The sequence below is a fragment of the Pantoea sp. SORGH_AS_0659 genome, assembly GCF_031453915.1.
Taxonomy (GTDB): domain Bacteria; phylum Pseudomonadota; class Gammaproteobacteria; order Enterobacterales; family Enterobacteriaceae; genus Pantoea; species Pantoea leporis.
In genome coordinates, this window is record NZ_JAVJAK010000003.1 from 191,118 (window position 1) to 211,841 (window position 20,724).

Here is a 20,724-nt window from a genome sequence, read left to right on the forward strand (position 1 = left end):
GCCCCCTATTGTTAGCTTTCGACGGCGCGAATGGCTTCATCAAGATTGTGCGGCGTGAGCTCTGCCTGAAGAAATTCGGTATCCCGGGGAAGATCAATGACAAGCTTGTTAATGGAGCCAAAGGTCAGCGTTCCCTCCTTCAGCACATAATCAAGGATGTGCCCACCGCCTTGCCGGTCATCCGTAATAAAGTGCTCGTGATAACCCGCCACGTTGATTCCCTGCATGTACTGCGGCGTACGGAAGCCAATCAGTTCACCCTGCGTCTCTTTAAATGCGAAGGTTGGCTGTTCGCCCAGCACTTCCGGCATCGAGCGATAAGGGCGACATTGGCAGGGAACGGTTCGAGTGCGTACGGCATGAAAGCGACCACTGATACGCATGGCACAGAATTGGTTATCTGAAGTGATTTTGCTGTCGATAACCTGATGAACCTCTTCTCGCGTGGCGGTTTCGGTAAAGCGGTAGCGATTTTCAGGTTTGAAAAAAGTCATCACAGCAAACGGCGTTTGTTGCTCGGGCTGGGCAGGATTGGCGCTGCCATCGGAGCGTAACTGATAGACCTTGCTGTCGAAGGCAATGAGTTCTCCATCCAGTTGGTTGAACGTACCCAGGCCAAAATCGCCTTTCTTTAACAGATCGGACACCGTGGTGGATCCGTCATAAACACCGCTCAGAAGCGCGCTCATCAGTGAAGTCTGATAGATAACCTTTTCTGGTGAATCATCATGGAGTTTAAAGACGGTTTCTTTCAGCTGTTCCTCACATGAACAGGCAGATACAAAATTACACATTTGCCACCTCGCAAACCAATAGTTAAGCCGTGTTAATATCATGGTGGGCTTTTTGGCTTACCGAATCCAATAGCGAAACCTGTTAACTTTGAGACGTTTTTGATATGGAACTTCGCCATCTGCGTTATTTTGTTGCTGTCGCCGAGACGCTACATTTCACTCGTGCTGCAGAAATGCTCGGCATTTCTCAGCCACCGCTGAGCCAGCAAATACAGCGGCTGGAACATGAGATTGGGACACCATTACTGAAACGCCTGACGCGCGGCGTTGAACTCACCGAGGCGGGAAGGGCATTCCTAAATGACGCCACTGAGATTGTGCAGCTGGCCGACCATGCGCTTGAGAAAGCCCGTGGTATGGCGCGGGGTATAAGCGGACAGATGTCGCTCGGGTTTGCCAGTTCTGTCGCTTTCGGGGCACCCGTGTTTGACCTTCTTCAGCGTTTTAGAACGCGTTATCCGGCAATGGAACTCATTGCCAGGGAAGAGAATATGGCTTTGCTGATGCAGGATCTGCGGGATGGGTTGCTTGATGCGGCGTTTATTCGTTTGCCGTGTGAAAGCAGCAAAGCGTTCAATTTGAAAGTCATCGCTACCGAAAGAATGATGATTGCGTTACCTGCGGGCCATGCATATAGCTCCCAAGGCACCATTGCATTAGCACAGCTGGTGAACGAAACATTGATTATGTTTCCGCGCGAAGTCGCTCCCAGCCTGTATGAGCTCATCGTCAGCACCTGTCTGCGCGCGGGGTTCACCACAACACGATTTATTCAGGCTCCCCAAATCACCTCGTCTCTCGGCATGGTCGGAGCAGGTTGTGGCATCGCGTTGGTACCAGAGTCCATGTGCTGTGTGAACAACCCGCATGTTACGTTTTGCGAAATAGAGAATAACTCCCTGTTTACCGATATCGCCTTTGCCTGGCGGCGCAACACCCCCTCCAGGACGGTGATGCATCTACTCAGTTTGATTAGCCAGTGATACGGCTAACTCTGTGACATTGATGCAGTGCTTGATCTTTATCGAATGACACGGACAAGGCAGCTTACTTTTTTTGTTGCGACACCAGTGCAAAGTAAGGATGTTGACCAGCCAGCAACAATAACAATTCATATTCGCCTTGGCTGAGCTGCCCTGGATTCTTCGCAGACTCTTTCGACTGCCAAACACGCAGGCTAAGATCGAAACGCTCAGCGGCACTCTGTTGTGAAAGGCCAGCGGCAAGCCTGAGATCACGGATATTATGCTGTACGGCCACGGGCCGCTCTAAAAGTTGATTTCTCAAAGAAAACTCCTTAAATACGGGATGGAGTGAATTTGGGTATATCGCTCTCCCGCCTCTAAACATCACGTTAACTTGACCAGGATGCAGTGTTTTAATTTTCTCATTTATCAGAGGCTTAATAAGAAGAAATGAAAATAATTATTTTTTAGTTTAATGAAATAGATATTGTTAACACACGTCAGAATAAATCGCTGGCCTCGCCAGGATTACTCTCCTTTTTTATCCCCACCTCAACAGCAGGAATATTCCTCTATTTTATCCAGGATGATTGTTCAATATAGGGAATGTATTGCGCTGGCAAGCGTCACGCCGGGCGTTCCTACATAAAACAAAAAGGATAAAAATAATGAAAAACCGTGAATACATTCAGCGGCGTATTCCCGCAGACCTCAGTCAGGTAGAGATACGCGAGCAGTGGCAAATCACGTTCTGGACTCTGAAGTTAAGCACCACACAAGACCGACTGAGTCAGGCCCTGCGCGAAGTCGGGCCAGATCTGGAGAGCGTGCGCGCGTGGCTTGAGACAACCCCCACTTCTCGCCCAAAACGTTAGTGCCGGTCAACCGTAAACCACCCCCGTGAGGGTGGCGAGCGGACCTTGTGGTAGCGAAGTGCTGCTTATACATGCCCGCGATAACTTGCGGCGCGTCGTAAACCTGCCCAACAAAAGCGTGTGTGCATAAGGTTTTCCCCGGTGTTGTCACTATAAATAAGAATTTTTATCATTTATGTATATCGCGTGCGTTATAATAGCGCGCTATTTATGTAGCTTTTTTATTGTGACAGTTAGCTGGAAAAAGTAAAACGTTTGCACGATGAAATAAATGTATCGTCATTAGATAATTATTTCGTTATAGAAAGTACAAATAGCTGCTTTCCCAACGGGACACTCTTTACGTTCCAGAATAATCATTCAGGTACGCCTTCCCTAAGCGGCAATACACTTCCACTGAGTAGATAGATCGAAACTCCGGTCGTTGCTCTTGGCTAGCCAGTCAGAGGAATGAATTAAAAAAGTAACCAATTGATAACCAGCGTGGGAGATCTGTTTTTTTTTGCTACCTTGAAACTATCCATAACACCAGTGGATGAAGGGATATTCAGGCTCAAATAACACCTGCACATATCGCTGTTACGTTAAGCAACCTCCGCAGGGGCTGCAGCATCATAAATTACATTCACGTGAGCCGAATTTGTATGAGCAAAAAAAATCATCGCACAGTACCAGGCGTACACCCCTATGATGGCCCGGCGGGCGGTTGGGGAGCACTTAAGGCAACCGCAATAGCCGTTAAAAACCAAATGGATACCTTAAAAGCGCCGCCTACGCTGATGCGCACTAATCAGCCCGATGGGTTTGATTGCCCCGGATGTGCCTGGCCGGATAAGGATCATGGCTCAACCTTCCAGTTCTGTGAAAATGGCGCTAAGGCGGTCACATGGGAAGCGACCACCAAGCGCGTTACGCCGGCATTTCTTGCCGAAAACACTATCACGTCGCTGCTACAGCGTTCCGATTATGAGCTGGAGGGATACGGCAGGTTAACCACGCCGCTGCGCTATGATGCAGCAAGCGACACCTTCATCGAAGTGAGCTGGGAAGAGGCTTTTACGCGTATTGCCAATAAGTTAGCTGCACTGCCGCCAGATGAGGTTGAGTTCTATACCTCCGGTCGCGCATCAAACGAGGCGGCCTATTTGTTTCAGCTTTTTGCCCGGGAGTATGGCACTAACAATTTTCCTGATTGTTCAAATATGTGCCACGAGGCAACCAGCGTAGGTTTGCCTCAGTCGATTGGGATCGGTAAGGGCACCGTATCTCTGGACGATTTCGATAGCGCAGAGCTTATTCTCTCAATGGGTCATAACCCAGGGACCAATCATCCTCGCATGATGGGAACGCTGCACGAGCTGGCGCGCCGTGACGTACCGATTATCGTGTTTAATCCGCTGCGCGAACGCGCGCTTGAGCGTTTTGCCGACCCGCAGAATGTCATGGAGATGGCGACCAACAGCTCAACCGATATCGCGTCAACGTATTATTTGGTCCGTGCCGGTGGCGATTCGGCTGCGCTTAAGGGTATCGCCAAAGCGGTGCTGGCGATTGAGGCTGAAACCGGTACGGCACTGGATCATGCCTTTATCCGCGAGCATACAGAAGGGTTTGAGCGCTTCGCGGCGGACATCGAAGCCACATCCTGGGCATTAATCGAGCAAGACTCTGGCCTGAAGCAGGCAGATCTCAGGCGCGTCGCTGAAGCTTACGTCAAATCGAATGCCACTATCCTGACGTATGGTATGGGTATTACACAGCACAACCGCGGTACGGATAATGTGCGCCTGTTGGTCAATCTGCTGCTAATGCGAGGCAATATCGGTAAACCCGGCGCAGGCGTTTGTCCGTTACGAGGACACTCCAACGTGCAGGGTAACCGTACCGTGGGGATCACTGAGAAACCGTCGTCCGATTTTCTCAATAAGCTGGAAAACGTGTTTGGATTTACACCACCGTCGCATCATGGTCATGATGCGGTGCAGGCGATGAAAGCGATAGTCGACAAGCAGGCGAAGGCGCTCATTTGCCTCGGAGGAAATTTTGCCGTGGCGCTGCCCGATTCAGACGTGACCTTTCCGGCGATGCGTGAACTTGAACTCAGTGTTCACATCGCGACCAAGTTGAACCGTACTCATCTTCTGACCGGGAAAGAGACACTACTGCTGCCGTGCCTCGGCCGTACCGAACTGGATGAGCAGTCTGGCAATCGCCAGTCGATCACTGTTGAAGATTCCATGTCGATGGTGCACGCCTCTTCCGGAAAGTTGAAGCCAGCGTCGCCGCTGCTGCGTTCTGAACCGGCCATTGTTGCCGGGATGGCCATCGCGGCTCTGCCGAGAACGCGGGTTAACTGGAATGAGTTGATAGCCGATTACGATCTCATCCGCGACCTGATCGAAAAAACCATACCCGGATTCGATGATTACAATGCCCGCATTCGCCAACCCGGTGGTTTTCAGATGCCACTGCCGCCGCGGGATCGCATCTGGCCGACCCCGAGCGGTAAAGCGATGTTTTCGCTTTATCAAGGCACGCATGAAGACTTGACGGTGCCGGGTGACGATGTGCTACGTCTGATTACGCTTCGCAGTCACGATCAATACAACACGACGATTTACGCCATGGATGATCGCTACCGCGGAGTATTTGGCCGCCGTGACGTCCTGTTTATGTGTGACTTTGATCTGGAACGTTTGGGGCTTGAGCACGGGGATGTTGTGGATCTGGAGTCAGCAGTGCCGGGCTACCGTATGCGTCTGGAATCCATGACGGTAATTCGCTATGCCATCTCACAAGGATCGATTGGAGCCTATTATCCGGAGGCTAACGTCCTGATCCCACTGGACTACATCGACAGGGAGAGCGGTACGCCATCGTATAAATCTGCTCCGGTACGTATCACGCTGCGTACACGCGACGTTGTCCCTCCGCAGGCTGTTGAATCCCATTAAAGTGAAAATAAGGCAGGCTTGCCTGCCTTATGATTGCCACAACCGTGGCAAAAGAGGCGCCAGTTTGCAATGTCTTGAGGTCTGCTATGAGCGAGGAGCAGAGCCCTCATCGTGAGGACAGCAATTGTTTGCGGGAACGGGGCCACTCCAGAATGTCAACAAGCCGGTATGACATGGAGGGGACAGCAACTTATAAAAGGAGGAATAATTATTTGACAGTGCAGCCTACCTACTAGTAGATTTATCGAGCGTCTTACATGACTTCTGAATGTCATCCAGTTATTAAAAGCAAAATCTTAATGATTACGCCCGGATGAACAGTGAACTAAATTCTGCAATGTTGAGTGTTTTCATGAATAAACCTTTTCTTTCTGTCGGTCATAAAATAGTGCGCTTGGCGATAATAATTGTGATCCCATTACTGCTGATCGCCTTGTTCGTGTGGGCGGGCGGGTGGCTGAATACTGGCAGGCTGACATCGGATAAGCTGATTACTGCCTTAGAAAAATCTAATGGCAATCACCCGGGTTATCGCCGTAATCATGCAAAGGGCGTTTGTATTCTGGGGGATTTTTCTGCCAACGGTAACGCCAGCGCCCTGTCACGTGCGGCACTGTTTGCCTCAGGCGTTACGCCTGTGGTGGGCCGTTTAGCTATCGCAGGCGGAAATCCCAATGCGCCTGATTATGCAGTACCGATACGCAGTATGGCGCTGGCTTTCTATCAGAAAAATGGTGAACAGTGGCGCACAGGCATGAATGCAATGCCTTTTTTTCCGGTACAAAGCGTGCAGGGCTTCTATGACCTGCAGACCGCCACGCTGCCGGATGCAAAAACCGGTAAACCTGATCCAGCCAGAATGCAGGCTTTTGTACGTCAGCATCCAGAGATCAAACCTTTCTTTGCCTGGGCAAAGCAATATGTTCCCTCTTCCAGCTGGGTCCGCGATCAATTTAACAGTTTGAACGCCTTTAATTTCATTGATAAAGAGGGCCATTCCCACCTGGTGCGCTGGAGTATGGTGCCGCACGCTGACTATCAGGCGATGGATGAAAATGAGAAAAACGACGCCAATTTCTTGCAGCGTGATTTACAGCAGCGGCTAGCGAACGGGCCGCAGAAATGGGATCTGATGGTTACAGTGGCGGGCTCTGGTGATAAAGGCAATGACGCATCGATTGGCTGGCCTGCCGATCGTCAGGTGATTAATGCCGGAACGCTGACAATTAATAAGACAACGGCACAACAGCAGGGCGTTTGTAACGACATTAACTATGACCCGCTGATTTTACCTGATGGTATTACGGCTTCGGATGACCCGCTTCTTAATGCCCGCTCATCCGCTTACGCTAAATCCTATAATGCACGCACTCATGAACAGGCCGGAGCCCACTGATGAAACATAACAACACTTTTCACCCGGCACTGCGCGTACTTCACTGGGTGATGGCTGCGGCTATTATGGCCATGTTATTTATTGGTGTCGCAATGGTATCCACGGTTTCATCATTGCACGGCCTGCTGGTTGCGATTCATAAGCCGCTGGGTTTGATGATTTTAATGCTGGTCATTGTGCGGCTTTGGCTGCGATTCAGCACTGCTAAGCCAGCACTTCCAGCCACGCTGCCTGCCTGGCAGAAATTCTTAGCGCATCTGTCTCATTGGGCACTGTATGCCATGATGCTGGCTCAGCCCCTGATCGGTTGGGCGATGCTGTCAGCGGCGGGGTATCCCGTCACACTGGGTCATGTTGTGCTGCCGCCCATTGTTCCGATCAGCAACAACGCTTATGCCATTTTACGTCCGCTTCACAGCCTGGTAGCAATGGCGCTTTTCATCACTGTTATGTTGCATCTTGCCGCAGCTTTGTACCACGCTTTGATTCTGCGCGACGGCGTATTTAGCAGTATGGCGGGTGCCTATAAACGCAAACGCTTGACGCGCGGTGCGCTTGACAATCCGACTGACGCTGAGTAGGTTCGTGGCCGTTTATCGATTTGCAGTTATTTTACCGTTGCTGCTGGAGCAAGCATGAGTACAGAACGTTCACAGAAAGCCGAAGAGATTATGCACCACACCAGAATTCTGCTGACAGCGGGCGGTTATAACAGCTTCAGTTATGCTGATTTAGCCGAGCGGGTGCAGATTCGTAAGTCGAGTATTCACCACCATTTCCCTGGCAAAGCGGATCTGGTTCAGGCAGTCGTGAGTGATTATCGACAGCAGGCACAAGCAGGAATGGCGGCAACCAGCCAGCATTTCTCCGGTGATGCATTAGGTGAAATTAACAGCTACGTGAATTTCTGGGCGACCTGCATACGTGAGAACAATTCTCCTTTCTGCATTTGCGTGATGCTGGCTGTTGAATTAACGATTTTACCTAAAGAAGTGGCTAAGGAAGTCAGTGGGCATTTCAACGATCTCACTAACTGGCTCACTGATGTACTGAGCAGAGGTGAAAAAAATGGCGTTTTTATTCTGCGGGAAAGTGCAGCCACAGAGGCCAAATCGCTAATGGCTACGGTGCATGGTGCAATTATATCTTCGCGTGCCTTTAATAACGCTGATGTATTTCAGCAAATTGTCGAGCCAGTGATTAAAAGATTAACGAAAACCAGCTGAAGTAACTCAGACAATAAAACGTTACTAGCCGAACTCTTCACGTGTTCGGCTACTCGGGCTGAAATAGTTGATGAGCAGCCTTTATGTCGGTTAGATATTTGACTGGAATTCGTGACTATTTCGTGACGTTGAATGAAATATCCGGGTGATAGAAAGAATAACTGCACGTGGCATTGTAGTAATTCAACCTACCTTCTAGTAGGTTTATGGCGCAGTGTTTGTTCGTACCGACGTAAGCATGATTTGGAGGAAGTGATATAGCCAGCGAGGACTTTAATTGAGGCTATTTCAATGTGACTTTACTTTGATGGAGAAATTATTAATGAACACTATCCGTGCTTTGCATTCAATGCCGGGCCTGGCAGCATTAAACATCGAAAGAATGAATTCCCGATCTTCTGTTACCACTGCGTCAGGTTTTCAGCCCTTTTTACAGACTCAGCTCAAACTTTCCGGGAATTCTGGATTGAATGAGCCAGCCGTATTAAAGCAATCGATCAGTATGCCACCTCACCTGGCAGACATCGACTCGCTGGTTGCTCAACTACTCGCTAGCAGGAAGATGTTATTACAGCCATTCAGGTCAGTTTCTTTTTCAGGAAAACAGTATTGTGAACACCTTAGACAACGTAGCGTAACTGGCGGTTTTTGCAGGGAGATAGCTGACGTCATTAAGACGGAATATGTTCCTGAATCCGTTTCTGGTTCGTGTGTGATAATGAACAAAAAACATCCTGAAGTACGCAGGGATTCCTGCAATTATTCACTAAATACCGATTTCAAATATGAATGTCAGCAAACGATCCCGGTTGCTGTGATGGCGCCTTTAACCTACTTTTTTATCGGAGTTTTTCCTGATTTAGTCCAGATCTCTGTGTCAGGTTACATAAAGCAGCCCTTGCGTATACGCAGACTGCGTAGGTTAGACAGAACAGGTTACCGCCAGAATGCTTGCGACCTAAACCTATATCGTTAATCCAAGACTGTATAAAAAATTAAGATTAATTTTTTGACACAGTGTCGTCTTTTTTATCGAACAACCATTTTTATACGCTCTGTTTTTCCTTAAAAGTTGGTTGTTATAAGTTTTACACATTTTCTTAATCCTGCGACTGAATAATTGCCGACTCTAATTCGGCCATCATTCGTCTGGAATATTCTGTGAAGTCCAACCTATTTCGGAGAATCATCATGAAATCCAATTTCGCTACATCTACCTACATTCAAAATCAATGGCTTCAATCTTATTATTACATCCGTGCTGCGGGTTCAATTATCTGGATTGCACTTGCGCTATTCATTGGCAAACATAATCCCACAGTTGGTGGCATTCTGCTTGTTTTGTATCCTACATGGGACGCATTCGCCAATTATCTTGATGCAAGACAGTCAGGGGGCTTAGCACTAAACCCACCCCAAAAATTCAACTTTATTGTTAGTCTGGTGGTCGCAGCAGCTATTATCTGGGCTCTTTCTGTCAGCATGAATACAACCATTAAAGTCTTTGGAATATGGGCGATTTTTTCTGGTGTACTGCAGCTTTCTGCTTCCATCCGTCGCTGGAAAAATTCAAATGGACAATGGGCTATGGTCTTGAGTGGAGCGCAATCTGCGTTGGCGGGTGTGTTTATGTTTAAACAGGCGAGTAGTAATGCTGCTCTGGATGTCACCACGGTTGCACCCTACGCCGCTTTTGGTGTTCTCTATTTCCTGATTTCAGCCATCACGCTGACCATTAAGAATGGGCGTAAAGACAAAGCTGCCTGCTGAGTGTTCAGAAAAATGGTGCGACTGTTAGTATTTAATGGGCGGCTTAGGGCGAACTTGATAACCCGGCATGTAGGATAATCCATCTGGTCGACATTTTGATTATTATCAATTCGTCGTAAGTTAGCCCATGTCTTTGCTCAGATGAGTGTTCGTGAGGAAACGCACAAACATACCTGAAGCGCTTTTGCACGCTGGTTTCACCAGGATGCCCCGCCACGTCAGGCTATTCCTGTTGTGAAGCCAGCATACTATCTGCGATATCCAGCAATGCGCGCAAGCGATCCATATGACGAAGATCCTGATGGTAGCCGACCCAGATGTCTCTTGAAGGCGGAATGTCAGGCATTTCAATACGCTGCAGCCCGGTGGTGGCATCACCCAAAGGCCGTGGCAGCACGGCTACGCCCATCCCCCGCAGACACATCTGCGCCTGAACCGCACGGCTTGTGCTTTTAAAGGCAGGTTTTGACTGCGGGAAATGATCAAGAAGCCATGAGACGTCAGGAAAGTGTGACTGCCCAGTATTCATCAGGATCAGCCCCACCGAAGAGGGGGCTGTGAGCAGTGCCTGTGCATTCTGTGGCGTGCCATAAAGTGCGTAGGGCACACGCATCAAACGGCGCTGAACAATATTCGGATCGGTAAAAGGTACGATGCGAAACGCGATGTCGGCATCACGGCGCGACAGATCGAGCAGGCGGTAACCTGCAATAATTTCCGGCACAATCGCCGGATGACGACATGTCAATTCACTCAGCACGGGGGCCAGCACATAGTTAGTAAACCATTCTGCTGATGATATTCTCAGTATTCCTTCAAGGCGATCGTGATTGCCTGCCAGACGGCGTTCCATGGCAAGCGCGGAATTTTCCATCGCTTCTGCCAGCTTCATGATCCCGTCTCCGGCATCTGTCAGCACCAATCCCTCCGTTGTCCGGCGAAACAGCGCCTGCTGCGCTTCATCCTCAAGCGCCTTGATACGGCGTCCTACTGTAGGATGACTTACGCCCAGACTCAGGGCTGCTTTCCCGAAAGAGCCGTTACGCATGACCGCAAGCAATACCTGAACATCCCCCCAATCCATGCTTCGATTCCGCCGTTCAAAAATGAACATCCAATATACAAAAGTGTCAGTTCTCAAACAACTTTGTAGGCATCACCATGGCTTCTTTAAATTCGTCGCCTCAGGCGACACGAACAGGAAGCTGAGATTATGCATAAATTAAAAGACAAAGTTGCTCTGGTTACCGGAGGTTCAAAAGGTATCGGAGCAGGTATAGCCCGTCAGCTGGCAGCTGATGGTGCAAGGGTTATCGTCAATTACGCCTCAGATAGAGACGCTGCTGAAAAGGTTGTTGTCGATATCAAAGCCACCAAGGGTGAGGCTGTGGCAGTCGCAGCGGATGTCACCAGTCAGAAAGAGGTCGAGGCACTAATAAATACCAGCATTGCTCTTTTCGGGCGGCTCGACATCGTGGTGAACAACGCCGGTGTTTACCAGTTCGCCAAAATTGAAGAGAGCACTGAAGCGCTGTACCGCAGGCAATTTGATATCAATGTGCTTGGACCCTTGTTAGTAAGCGCCGCGGCCGCACCGCACCTGGGCCACGGCAGCAGCATCATCAATATCAGTTCATTCGTCACCCGTGTCTTTATTGCTGAAAGTGCCATCTACAGCGGTGCTAAGGGGGCGATTGATGCCATTACCGGAGTGCTTTCACTTGAGCTCGGTCCGCGGGGAATTCGCGTGAATGCGGTCAACCCGGGCCTGATCGAAACGGAAGGGAGCCATAGCGCAGGCGCAATAGGCTCGGACTTCCAAACCTGGAATGAAGAGCAAACGCCGCTTGGCCGTATAGGTCAGGTAGAGGACATCGCCCCAATCGTCTCATTTCTCGCCTCCGATGAGGCCAGATGGATCACTGGGGAGATTATTTTGGCTTCCGGCGGCATGCGCTGAACGGAGCGGTGTTGCGCTTCCCGGAGGCGGCCTCACCTGCACTGATTGGTCAACTGCGCATTCTGCGATGACCACACATCCCTAACAGGGACCGTACCGTTCCATAAGGAGTGATCTATGTCGGCACATAGCATCCTGCAAGCCGAGCCACGCCGTTGGGCTATGTTTGTCATTTTATTGGTAGGTGCATTTTTGCCGCCGCTCGATTTTTTTATCGTTAATGTGGCACTGCCTGCTATTCATAATGAATTGAGCACATCTTCCTCAGCGGAACAGCTGGTCATTTCATCGTACGCCGCTGTGTATGCCGTGACATTAATCACCGGAGGTCGCTTGGGCGATATTTATGGTCGGGGAAAAATGTTCTTTCTTGGGCTGATAGGTTTTACCGCGGCATCATTGCTGTGTGGTTTTGCCTGGTCATCCTGGATACTGATTGCTGGACGCATATTACAGGGCGCCACGGCCGCCATTATGGCTCCTCAGGCGCTCGCCGCCGTGCAGGCCATTTTCCCCGAAGCGGAGCGACCCTTAGCGCTCAGTATATATGGAGCCGTGTTTGGTCTGGCCTCCGTTATTGGACAGGTTCTGGGCGGCATTCTGATATCAGCCGATCTCTTCCACCTTGGATGGCGGACAATTTTTCTCGTTAATCTGCCTGTGACGCTGCTGGTGATTCTCTTTGGCCTGCCACTGCTGCAAGAAAAACGGCCGCGAGCAGCTCAGCGACTTGACCCCGTTGGCACACTGCTGGCCACATTAACGCTGAGTACACTGATTGTGCCGCTAATAGAAGGGCGTGAGGCGGGGTGGCCCTGGTGGACGTGGCTGTTATTTTTTGCTTTCCCGCTGCTGGCCTCACTGTTATGGCGATATGAGCACCACCTCAGTCGCAAAGGGGGATCGCCACTGCTCAACCCGAGCGTATTACGTGCGCCAGGGCTGGGACAGGGACTTATGATTGTTTTATTGTTTTATTCAATCGGCGCGTTCTTTCTTCTGTTTTCTGTCTATCTGCAGAGTGCCTTACATTTAAATGCCTTGGTTTCAGGCACGCTTTTTCTACCCTTTGGTGTCGGCTTTCTCATTGGTCCGTTACTGACTCCGTACCTGAGGCAGTATGCCGGGAATTACCTTAGCGCCATCGGAATGGGATGTGAAACCGCAGGTTTGGCAGGTATGGCAGGATTGATCGCTACGACGATGCCCGGTCACTCTCCCGCGATGCTGCCGCTCGCCATGCTGCTTTTCCTGACTGGGCTGGGGCAGGGGCTGGCGATGCCAACTCTGGTGCGGATGGTGACAGGCCGGGTCGCGCCACAGTTTTCAGGTATGATTGCTGGCGTAACCAGCTCGACATTACAAATTAGCACAGCGCTAAGTGTCGCGGTTATCGGCGGCATTTTTTACAGCATGCTGGGGAACGGTAACAGCGTCGCAATCATTACCCATGCTTTTATCGTCGCGCTTCTGACGATGGCTATCTGTCTGGCTATAGGGGCAGGGTTAAGTATCAGGCTAATTCGGCGCTCCTTTGATCGCTCCATGACTGCGGATGGCTTATCTCAAAGGTAACGCGACAGTTCTCAGCTGACGGTAAGCGCCATATAATTAGGCAGCAAGCTGAGAACTTTTTTATTTTTAGTTTCCTGACAGGCTGTTCAGTTTCTGCAGTTAATATGCACAACGATAATTCTTCTTTTTGCACGTACTTCAGGCAGATTATTTGTTTTATCGTATCAGGGGTTTATTCGGTATTAATGAATAAATCGTGACATCAAAGTCGTCCGCTACTGGCACAATAAGGACATGCGCGCATGGCAATATCTTCTATGCTCAATGAGCAATGGGTGGATGGGTTAAACATCCTGAGCGCTGAGGGCATTTAATGTTGAAAGTGCTGACATTTATTAACTCATCAACTTGTGATGAAATTATGAAAAAATCTATCGTCCCTGAAGAATTTCAACACTATTTCGATGATTGGCACTTTTCCCCCGTTATCGAAGCAGATGGCACAGTATATCTTTCCGGTGTTACCGCAGCACGTAGGGATAAACCTATAAGTAAGCATCCTGAAGAACAATTTCATGATGCCTTTTATAAGCTTGGCGTTTATTTAAATGCCGCTGGTTTAAACTATGAACACATACTTGAGATGACCACTTTTCACATTGACCTAAAAAAACATATCGACGTTTTTTCCAGAGTAAAAGATGAGTATGTAAAGGCGCCTTATCCAGCTTGGTCAGCTATAGGCGTGTCAGAGTTCATTCCTGAAAATGCCCTTGTAGAAATGCGGATTGTAGCCAAAAGATAGTTTTAGGCGTGGGCACTAAAATAATAGTTGTGTCGGTTTCTGGCATTAAGCGGACCGGTATGTCAGGTCCGCTATGAGCGAGAAGCGGACATCCGACTTTTCCATAAAAACCGTTAGCTTTCAGTTAATCAAACAAAAGAGGGCGGAAATTCTCCTAAACTTTCTTCCTCCCTTTTATGGAAAATTAATTATTTTTAAACGACTGGTCGTAGATAATACAATCTCTGCCTGCTCTCTTAGCTCTGTACAGGGCATCATCAGCTGCATTGATAGCAGAAGAAGATGAGTCATGTTTAAGCTTGGTTGCCACACCAATACTTAGCGTGATACCGAAACTTCCGTTGCATGCATCTGAAACCGAAGTTTTAATTTTTCTGATGATATCTTCTGCATTGATATTATCAAAGATAACGATGGCAAATTCTTCACCACCCGATCTTGCAATAAAAACATTCTCGCTTACAAGATTACTTAGCCTCAGCCCGGTATCTCTCAACACCCTGTCTCCAGCCTCATGACCATATGTGTCATTAATTTTTTTAAAGTGGTCAATATCAGCAATGCAGATAGTTCCTGACCGGTTCTCCAATCCTCTCAATATAACATTCAAATGTCTTCTGTTAGGCAACCCTGTTAATTCGTCTGTAAGTGAAAGATTAACCGCTGATTTATAATTATGGTTCACGTAGGATATAAATTTTTCAAATAAAAAAATAATCATTAATATGGCTGGAATATAAATAATTGAAGCAATTAATGATGCTGTATCTCTTTCTATTAAACCAAGTCCGCCTGCCATTGAAGCCAGGGATGAGTTCAAAAGCAGAAACAAACTCACTCTAAAAACAAGCAAGTTCACCTCAGTAGAATGGATATTAAAAGATTTCCTGATAAACCATGCCATCACTGCTACAGTGCAAGAATTAATGAAGAAATAAAAGTTGATTTTTGAAGTGTCACCAATAGCAAAAGAGAGAACAATAATCAAGGTTGCCATAAAGCAAGTATAAGTGATCACCATCCTATAAAGAAGTCCTTTAGGAGATTCAACTTCATGTATGAGTTTGTCATGTATCTTGAAATTCATCACGCTATCCTGTTTTGGTCAGGTATAAATAGTACCACATAATTATTTATGGAGGTGATGGTTTGCGTGGCTGAGGTGACTAACCAGGAATGCTAATTTATTGTTTCAAATGAATAAAAAAAGGCTTCCTACTCAATCCTGCTGATTTGCTTTCTATTTATGATTAGATACTTATGGTTTCAATATTGTTCAGGATATACCTGACCTGCTCAGAAATTATTAATGTAATGCAAGACTTCCAGCGCCCATTTCTGGCACAAAGGGGACATGTTTAGAAATGAGGTCTGCAATGAGTGAAGAGAGAAAAATAACGCTTCAGGCTCCGTTCATACAGTCCAACCTTACTGCCATATGCAGCATAAAAACTTGGCGGTTTTATACTCAGCGCCATAAGTCGGTGGCTCTTCCCGTCAGCCCCGGTAACTTCCGCAACTGCGCGTGCGCGATTCCACCAGCGTCCTCAAGGCCGAAAACCCGCATACTGACGTCAAGTTCACCGGCAAATACTCCCAGCCGCTGCCTGTTTCTGCCCGGCAAGGATAATATTCAGGCTGGCACTTTTAGCCTGGGCGGCGGTCATGTGTCCCGTGTATCCGGTGGCGCCATAAATCAGTAGTGTTTTCATGATTGAGGGTGCTGCCATTCTTTAAAGACAAATTCAAGGCTGTAGCCATCGGGGTCGAAAACGCCGGCGGCGTAGTAGCGGGGATCGTAGTGAAGCCGGGCGCCAGGTGCGCCATTGTCAGACGCGCCGGCACGCATGGCTGAAGCATAGGCTTCATTCACCATTGTTTGATTTCGCGCGACAAACCCGACATGTACAGCAGCTGGCGCAACAGTTCCTTCGCGTAGCCAGAAAAAGATCCGGCCCTGAGCACCGAACCCTTTCAAATCCGGATGGCCTGGCGGCCCCTCTTTTCCGTCATAATCATGACGAACCGTGATGCCGAGAGGAGCAAGCGCTTCCGTATAAAAACGGACAGAACGGTCTGTATCGCTGACCGTTAAAAACAGATGATCGAGCATAAAACCTCCGGAAGGATTCAGATTTGGTAGCCGCCGGCGACCTCGATGGATTGTGCGTTGATCCAGACGCTGTCATCAGAGACCAGGCCTGCGATTACCCGGCCGACATCATCCGGCTCCCCCACGCGTTCCAGCGCGGTCTGTGAGGCGAGCAGTTTCTCAAATTCTTCGTTCAGTCCTCCGCCCAGCGACGTACGGATTGCACCCGGAGAGACTGCGTTTGCCCGGATGCGCCGCGACCCGAACTCTTTGGCCATATAACGGGTCAGTACTTCAAGGCCGCCTTTAAAGGCCGCGTAGGGCGCAACACCTGTCGTGGCCACGCGAGTGGTGGCGCTGGTAACGTTGATGATGTGTCCTCCATCGCAAATCAGAGGCAGCAGCTTTTGGGTCAGGAAAAAAGGGTCCTTCAGGTGCACGGCAAAAAGAGTGTCGAACTCACTCTCCGTCACCGTTTCAATCGGGTTGAAGAGCCCAAACCCGGCGTTGTTTACCAGCACGTCAATGTGCTCACGTTCCCAGGTGATACTGACTATCTCAAGTAAGGCATCGCGGAAAGTGCCGAAGGTTTCGGTGCGAGCCACATCCAGATGCAGCGCAACGGCATGGCCGCCTGACGCTTCAATCTCCTTCACAACCCTCAGGGCAGATTCAGGATGGCTGTTATAAGTCACAATCACCCCCATCCCTTTAGCCGCGCACTGCTGCGCCACGCTGGCGCCAATTCCGCCACTGCCGCCGGTAATCAGTACAATTTTCAAGGTTTCATCCTTTCTGTCTGCGATAGGAAAAGGATAAAACCTCCGGGACAGCTCAGCCTCTGCGTTCCTGCTCGATTCTTGCCTTTTTCTGCTTTATGCTCGCTTTAATCATCATACTGAGGAGGCTAACCTTGGCACTGGAACCCCTGCTTGACGAGCTGCGCCTTCTGGCCGCTCATGCCCGAAACTGGCGAACCGAAACCGGTATACCGCGTGTGGCAATGGTGCAGGGGGACGTTCCCGCGCATGCTCTGGCTGCGGTCTATGAGCCGATGGTTAATCTCATACTGCGGGGAAGTAAATCCATGACGGTAGGTGACCGGATATTCCACTACAACCCTGCTTCTTACTTTGTCATGTCAGTAGATTTGCCAGCCGTAGGCGAAGTCCTTCCCGAGGCCACCGGTGCTCCTTATCTCGCGGTTAGTCTGACCCTGAAACCTGAGCGGATAGCGACGTTGTTGGCTGATTTACCTCCCGTGAAGGCTGATCCACAGTCGAGTGCTTTTTCCGTTGCTGCCGTCACGCCCGAGCTGCTGAATGCCTGGGTAAGAATGCTTCGCCTGATGAAGAGCCCTGAGGATATCCCGGCTCTCGCACCGGTATATGAACGTGAAATCCTATATTATGTTTTGAAAGGCCCACATGGCTGGATGCTGAGGGATATCGCTTCACCGGGAACCATGCTGGCGCGGATAGGTAATGCGATTCGCTGGATAAGACATAATTTTGCTGATGAATTTGTGGTTGAATCACTGGCCGCACAGGAAGCCATGAGCGTATCGGCTTTTCATCGTCATTTTAAGTCCGTGACAAACATGAGTCCGGTCCAGTATCAGAAGCGCGTCCGTCTTCTCCATGCCAGAACCAAATTACTGGCGCGCCAGCAGAGCGTCACGTCTGTTGCCATGGAGGTGGGTTATCGCAGCGTGCCTCAGTTTAATCGCGAGTACGCCCGTTTCTTTGGCCGCTCTCCTTTGAAAGACGTTGCAAGTCTAAGGTACGACGCTGATGGTGCAGAAAGCCCGCTGAATCACCACGTTTGATGCGGCAGTAAATTTTGCTGCCGTAACAAAGCAATAACTCACCACACGATATTTCACTTCGCGGGTAGCAGCCAGGCGAAACTAACAGGCCGTAATTCAGATGGGGTTCAATTTCGCAAAGTGTCGTCCGGCCATCTTACTCATCCTTTCTGACAGACGACTTCGATGTTATTACCGTCAGGGTCTAAGATATAAGCGGCGTAATAGTGAGAGTTGTAATGATGGCGAATTCCCGGTTCGCCATTGTCTCTACCGCCTACCTGTAGAGCGGCACGCCAGAATTCGTCGACTATGGCCCGTTCACTGGCAGCAAAAGCCAGATGCGTTGAAGCGCCTGTTATGTCTTTATCATGAAGCCAGAGCCTCGATGCAGGGAACGTATACCCGCTATGAGTAAGAAGCGTCAGTTCATGATGCTGACTTTTGCTATCAGCCCTCTGGATATTTCCTCTCTTTCATCAAGTGAAAAGGAAGTCTTCAGCCTAAAGCTATAGGGCTAAAGAGCATCTTATGCACCCGGATTATGATGGAGATACGGATGTTGTCTGACTGCCGGACGAGCCGGTAAGTACAGGTGAATTTATAGTCCCGGCAGAGGCTAAATTCTCTTCAAACCAACCCAGAAAATTCTGCAGCTTTGGCCTGCTCCGGTAGCCCAGCGGCATGACGAGATGATGTGCGCTGATGGTATGGCTGAACTGCTCAGGAAGGATCCTGACCAACGTGCCCTGACGCAGGAATTTCTCTGCCAGAAGCTCGCTTTCAAGCACCACACCGTGCCCCATCGCGGCGGCTTCCAGGCTCATATATGAGCGATCAAACCTGAAAAGCCAGGGCTGGGCGGGCTGGGCGATGTTATGTGCCCGGAACCACTCAGGCCAGCGTAGTAATGTATTTTCCGAATAGATAAGCCTGCGTGAGATCAAATCCTCTGGCGCACTAACGGGTGCGTGCGCAAGGTACTCCGGTGATGCCATGGGCAGAATGCGTTCATTTCTCACGGACCTGATATCGAAACCTTCCCATGACGGAAGACCATGTCGGATAGCGATATCCACTTCGCCGCGTCCGAAATCCACGTCCTCATACGAGCATGCCAGCGTAACTTCGGTGCCGGGGTACTGCTGCTGAAATGACTGAATGCGCGGTAAAAGCCACAGGTAGCCGAAGGTGGGTGAGCTGTGAATATGGATTTTCTTCACGCGGCCTGCGGCCTTCATCTCCGCGGTTGCCTGAATCAGCCCCTGTAGATGCACGCCAATGATCTCCAGGTAAGCTTCTCCCCTGGCGGTCAGTTTCACGCCGGCAGCGTGACGTTCGAACAGCTGGCACTCCAGGCTCTTTTCCAGCGTGGCTAGCTGATGGCTCGCGGCTGACGCGGAAATACCCAACGCTTCAGCCGCACGAACCACGTTTCCCGCCCGAGCAATATGCTCAAAAACCTGGAGACACTTCAGTGAAGGGATCTCCGCATAATTTCTCATTTTTCAAACCTTGTAACACCAGACTGACCCTATTTTATCAGCTTCAAAAAGGCGGTCACAGTCAATCCTCACTAAGTGGTTAACCATTTGTCGAGATCGCTCTCACAGTTCTGTATTTACACAGCAAGCGTAAATGGACATATGAATGGGGTTTATTGTTAAGTGGTAAACCATTAAGACAATACCACTCAAGGGAACTTCTGATGACAGAACTGAATCACAACCTTCACGGCCTTTCTGAACATGCTTATTCGATTCGGCGGCATGCCCTGCGTATGGGCGCCGTGCAGGGACAGGGCTACATAGGGCAGGCACTGGGCATTGCCGATGCGCTCACGGTGGCCTATTTCCATGCCATGTCCTTCCGGGCGGAAGATCCTGAATGGGAAGGTCGTGACCGCTTTCTGCTTTCAATCGGTCATTACGCAATTGGCCTGTACGCCGCTCTCATCGAGGCAAAAATCATTCCTGAGCATGAGATCGAGAATTACGGTAGCGACAACAGCATTCTGCCGATGTCCGGCATGGCGGCCTATACCCCGGGGATGGAAATTACCGGCGGCTCGCTAGGGCATGGTTTGGGTATTGCTGTTGGCATGGCGCTGGGCCTTAAGAGAAAAGGGAACAATGCGGCGGTGTATAACCTGCTGTCGGACGGTGAGCTGAATGAAGGGTCGACGTGGGAGGCCGCGCTTTCCGCCAGCCACTGGAAGCTCAACAACCTGATCGCGCTGGTAGATGTTAACCGCCAACAGGCGGACGGAGACAGTCAGGAAGTTCTGGCCACCGAGCCGGTCGATAAAAAGTTTGAGGCGTTTGGCTGGTTTGCTCAGCGCGTGAACGGGCACGATTTGCAGGCACTTGTCAGTGCATTCGATGCGGCCCGGCATCACGCGGGCGATCAGCCACGCGTGATCATTCTCGATACGCTGATGGGCAAGGGAGTGCCTTTCCTGGAAGAGAGAGACAAAAATCACTTCATTCGCGTAGCTGATGCCGAGTGGCAGCAGGCACTTGATGTCCTGAAACGCCATATCTGAAAATCACTTCCGACTCAATG

Annotated in this window: 21 protein-coding genes and 1 pseudogene; 13 read left to right on the top strand and 9 right to left on the bottom strand. The window is 49.7% G+C overall.

Translation table 11 applies throughout. The features are described from left to right. Positions 1 to 11: 11 nt before the first annotated feature. Positions 12 to 794: an acetolactate decarboxylase gene (gene budA, locus Q3H59_RS22020; RefSeq protein ID WP_192413391.1), complete on the bottom strand. Its 783-nt coding sequence runs from the start codon at positions 792 to 794 to the stop codon at positions 12 to 14. A gap of 104 nt (positions 795 to 898) precedes the next feature. Between budA and Q3H59_RS22025 the strand changes: the two genes are divergently transcribed. Continuing rightward, the gene (locus tag Q3H59_RS22025) at positions 899 to 1,777 is read left to right on the top strand and encodes a LysR family transcriptional regulator (protein ID WP_192413389.1); all 879 of its coding nucleotides are present in this window, start codon (positions 899 to 901) and stop codon (positions 1,775 to 1,777) included. A 64-nt stretch (positions 1,778 to 1,841) separates the two neighbouring features. Here Q3H59_RS22025 and Q3H59_RS22030 read toward each other — a convergent pair whose 3' ends face one another. After that, entirely contained in the window at positions 1,842 to 2,081 is a 240-nt protein-coding gene (locus Q3H59_RS22030) for a transcriptional regulator (RefSeq protein WP_110868383.1), read from the bottom strand. Between the two features lie 346 nt (positions 2,082 to 2,427). Here Q3H59_RS22030 and Q3H59_RS22035 point away from each other — a divergent pair, with 346 nt between their 5' ends. From Q3H59_RS22035 to Q3H59_RS22065, 7 genes are all read left to right on the top strand, one after another. Further along, positions 2,428 to 2,634: a DUF3606 domain-containing protein gene (locus tag Q3H59_RS22035; protein ID WP_192413387.1), complete on the top strand. Its 207-nt coding sequence runs from the start codon at positions 2,428 to 2,430 to the stop codon at positions 2,632 to 2,634. Positions 2,635 to 3,278: 644 nt separating this feature from the next. Then, a complete protein-coding gene (locus tag Q3H59_RS22040) occupies positions 3,279 to 5,588 on the top strand; it encodes an FdhF/YdeP family oxidoreductase (RefSeq protein WP_192413384.1) in 2,310 nt (769 codons plus the stop codon). Between the two features lie 352 nt (positions 5,589 to 5,940). After that, positions 5,941 to 6,984: a catalase family peroxidase gene (locus Q3H59_RS22045; protein WP_101761076.1), complete on the top strand. Its 1,044-nt coding sequence runs from the start codon at positions 5,941 to 5,943 to the stop codon at positions 6,982 to 6,984. Beyond that, positions 6,984 to 7,565, top strand: a complete 582-nt coding sequence (locus tag Q3H59_RS22050; protein WP_277975113.1) for a cytochrome b — start codon at positions 6,984 to 6,986, stop codon at positions 7,563 to 7,565. The genes Q3H59_RS22045 and Q3H59_RS22050 overlap by 1 nt, the downstream gene beginning before the upstream one ends. A gap of 54 nt (positions 7,566 to 7,619) precedes the next feature. Then, complete coding sequence (locus Q3H59_RS22055) at positions 7,620 to 8,210, top strand: TetR/AcrR family transcriptional regulator (protein WP_101761074.1); 591 nt, start codon at positions 7,620 to 7,622, stop codon at positions 8,208 to 8,210. A 322-nt stretch (positions 8,211 to 8,532) separates the two neighbouring features. Beyond that, the gene (locus tag Q3H59_RS22060; protein WP_192413380.1) at positions 8,533 to 9,186 is read left to right on the top strand and encodes a hypothetical protein; all 654 of its coding nucleotides are present in this window, start codon (positions 8,533 to 8,535) and stop codon (positions 9,184 to 9,186) included. Positions 9,187 to 9,401: 215 nt separating this feature from the next. After that, positions 9,402 to 9,980 (top strand): DUF308 domain-containing protein, encoded by a 579-nt coding sequence (locus tag Q3H59_RS22065; protein WP_192413378.1) that lies wholly within the window; start codon positions 9,402 to 9,404, stop codon positions 9,978 to 9,980. Between the two features lie 223 nt (positions 9,981 to 10,203). Here the strand turns inward: Q3H59_RS22065 and Q3H59_RS22070 are convergent, their stop codons facing one another. Continuing rightward, the gene (locus tag Q3H59_RS22070) at positions 10,204 to 11,064 is read right to left on the bottom strand and encodes a LysR family transcriptional regulator (protein WP_192413376.1); all 861 of its coding nucleotides are present in this window, start codon (positions 11,062 to 11,064) and stop codon (positions 10,204 to 10,206) included. Between the two features lie 129 nt (positions 11,065 to 11,193). Here Q3H59_RS22070 and Q3H59_RS22075 point away from each other — a divergent pair, with 129 nt between their 5' ends. The 3 genes from Q3H59_RS22075 (at position 11,194) to Q3H59_RS22085 (ending at position 14,260) form a co-directional block, all read left to right on the top strand. Next, on the top strand, positions 11,194 to 11,940 hold the full coding sequence (locus Q3H59_RS22075; RefSeq protein ID WP_309837286.1) for a glucose 1-dehydrogenase: 747 nt from the start codon (positions 11,194 to 11,196) through the stop codon (positions 11,938 to 11,940). A gap of 117 nt (positions 11,941 to 12,057) precedes the next feature. Continuing rightward, entirely contained in the window at positions 12,058 to 13,515 is a 1,458-nt protein-coding gene (locus Q3H59_RS22080) for an MFS transporter (RefSeq protein WP_277975111.1), read from the top strand. A 361-nt stretch (positions 13,516 to 13,876) separates the two neighbouring features. Further along, on the top strand, positions 13,877 to 14,260 hold the full coding sequence (locus Q3H59_RS22085) for a Rid family hydrolase (protein WP_101761070.1): 384 nt from the start codon (positions 13,877 to 13,879) through the stop codon (positions 14,258 to 14,260). Positions 14,261 to 14,444: 184 nt separating this feature from the next. On the opposite strand, the gene Q3H59_RS22090 is transcribed toward Q3H59_RS22085, so the two are convergent. The 4 genes and pseudogenes from Q3H59_RS22090 to Q3H59_RS22100 all read right to left on the bottom strand — a co-directional run bounded on the left by Q3H59_RS22090 (position 14,445) and on the right by Q3H59_RS22100 (position 17,134). Beyond that, positions 14,445 to 15,347 carry a GGDEF domain-containing protein gene (locus tag Q3H59_RS22090; protein WP_309837288.1) on the bottom strand — a complete coding sequence of 301 codons (903 nt, stop codon included), beginning with the start codon at positions 15,345 to 15,347 and terminating at the stop codon, positions 14,445 to 14,447. A 307-nt stretch (positions 15,348 to 15,654) separates the two neighbouring features. Then, a pseudogene (locus Q3H59_RS24780) lies at positions 15,655 to 15,735 on the bottom strand (TetR/AcrR family transcriptional regulator); the annotation flags it as partial. A gap of 233 nt (positions 15,736 to 15,968) precedes the next feature. Continuing rightward, entirely contained in the window at positions 15,969 to 16,373 is a 405-nt protein-coding gene (locus Q3H59_RS22095; protein ID WP_280173254.1) for a VOC family protein, read from the bottom strand. A 17-nt stretch (positions 16,374 to 16,390) separates the two neighbouring features. Beyond that, positions 16,391 to 17,134, bottom strand: a complete 744-nt coding sequence (locus Q3H59_RS22100; protein WP_280173253.1) for an SDR family NAD(P)-dependent oxidoreductase — start codon at positions 17,132 to 17,134, stop codon at positions 16,391 to 16,393. A 95-nt stretch (positions 17,135 to 17,229) separates the two neighbouring features. Here Q3H59_RS22100 and Q3H59_RS22105 point away from each other — a divergent pair, with 95 nt between their 5' ends. Beyond that, positions 17,230 to 18,180, top strand: a complete 951-nt coding sequence (locus Q3H59_RS22105; protein WP_309837291.1) for an AraC family transcriptional regulator — start codon at positions 17,230 to 17,232, stop codon at positions 18,178 to 18,180. Positions 18,181 to 18,320: 140 nt separating this feature from the next. On the opposite strand, the gene Q3H59_RS22110 is transcribed toward Q3H59_RS22105, so the two are convergent. Both Q3H59_RS22110 and Q3H59_RS22115 read right to left on the bottom strand, forming a co-directional pair. Next, positions 18,321 to 18,623, bottom strand: coding sequence for a VOC family protein (locus tag Q3H59_RS22110; RefSeq protein WP_192413504.1), 303 nt, complete (start codon positions 18,621 to 18,623; stop codon positions 18,321 to 18,323). Between the two features lie 78 nt (positions 18,624 to 18,701). Next, entirely contained in the window at positions 18,702 to 19,664 is a 963-nt protein-coding gene (locus Q3H59_RS22115; protein WP_309837293.1) for a LysR substrate-binding domain-containing protein, read from the bottom strand. Positions 19,665 to 19,867: 203 nt separating this feature from the next. Between Q3H59_RS22115 and Q3H59_RS22120 the strand changes: the two genes are divergently transcribed. Then, positions 19,868 to 20,704 carry a transketolase gene (locus Q3H59_RS22120; protein ID WP_192235548.1) on the top strand — a complete coding sequence of 279 codons (837 nt, stop codon included), beginning with the start codon at positions 19,868 to 19,870 and terminating at the stop codon, positions 20,702 to 20,704. Positions 20,705 to 20,724 lie beyond the last annotated feature (20 nt).

What these genes read in the sequence shown, in the direction of transcription:
- Q3H59_RS22050 (WP_277975113.1), top strand. Translation starts at nt 6,984, where the DNA reads ATGAAACATAACAACACTTTTCACCCGGCACTGCGCGTACTTCACTGG.
- Q3H59_RS22085 (WP_101761070.1), top strand. Translation starts at nt 13,877, where the DNA reads ATGAAAAAATCTATCGTCCCTGAAGAATTTCAACACTATTTCGATGAT.
- Q3H59_RS22095 (WP_280173254.1), bottom strand. Translation starts at nt 16,373, where the DNA reads ATGCTCGATCATCTGTTTTTAACGGTCAGCGATACAGACCGTTCTGTC.
- Q3H59_RS22070 (WP_192413376.1), bottom strand. Translation starts at nt 11,064, where the DNA reads ATGGATTGGGGGGATGTTCAGGTATTGCTTGCGGTCATGCGTAACGGC.
- Q3H59_RS22065 (WP_192413378.1), top strand. Translation starts at nt 9,402, where the DNA reads ATGAAATCCAATTTCGCTACATCTACCTACATTCAAAATCAATGGCTT.
- Q3H59_RS22060 (WP_192413380.1), top strand. Translation starts at nt 8,533, where the DNA reads ATGAACACTATCCGTGCTTTGCATTCAATGCCGGGCCTGGCAGCATTA.
- budA (WP_192413391.1), bottom strand. Translation starts at nt 794, where the DNA reads ATGTGTAATTTTGTATCTGCCTGTTCATGTGAGGAACAGCTGAAAGAA.
- Q3H59_RS22120 (WP_192235548.1), top strand. Translation starts at nt 19,868, where the DNA reads ATGACAGAACTGAATCACAACCTTCACGGCCTTTCTGAACATGCTTAT.
- Q3H59_RS22040 (WP_192413384.1), top strand. Translation starts at nt 3,279, where the DNA reads ATGAGCAAAAAAAATCATCGCACAGTACCAGGCGTACACCCCTATGAT.
- Q3H59_RS22045 (WP_101761076.1), top strand. Translation starts at nt 5,941, where the DNA reads ATGAATAAACCTTTTCTTTCTGTCGGTCATAAAATAGTGCGCTTGGCG.
- Q3H59_RS22025 (WP_192413389.1), top strand. Translation starts at nt 899, where the DNA reads ATGGAACTTCGCCATCTGCGTTATTTTGTTGCTGTCGCCGAGACGCTA.
- Q3H59_RS22080 (WP_277975111.1), top strand. Translation starts at nt 12,058, where the DNA reads ATGTCGGCACATAGCATCCTGCAAGCCGAGCCACGCCGTTGGGCTATG.
- Q3H59_RS22105 (WP_309837291.1), top strand. Translation starts at nt 17,230, where the DNA reads ATGCTCGCTTTAATCATCATACTGAGGAGGCTAACCTTGGCACTGGAA.
- Q3H59_RS22035 (WP_192413387.1), top strand. Translation starts at nt 2,428, where the DNA reads ATGAAAAACCGTGAATACATTCAGCGGCGTATTCCCGCAGACCTCAGT.
- Q3H59_RS22055 (WP_101761074.1), top strand. Translation starts at nt 7,620, where the DNA reads ATGAGTACAGAACGTTCACAGAAAGCCGAAGAGATTATGCACCACACC.
- Q3H59_RS22075 (WP_309837286.1), top strand. Translation starts at nt 11,194, where the DNA reads ATGCATAAATTAAAAGACAAAGTTGCTCTGGTTACCGGAGGTTCAAAA.
- Q3H59_RS22090 (WP_309837288.1), bottom strand. Translation starts at nt 15,347, where the DNA reads ATGAATTTCAAGATACATGACAAACTCATACATGAAGTTGAATCTCCT.
- Q3H59_RS22115 (WP_309837293.1), bottom strand. Translation starts at nt 19,664, where the DNA reads ATGAGAAATTATGCGGAGATCCCTTCACTGAAGTGTCTCCAGGTTTTT.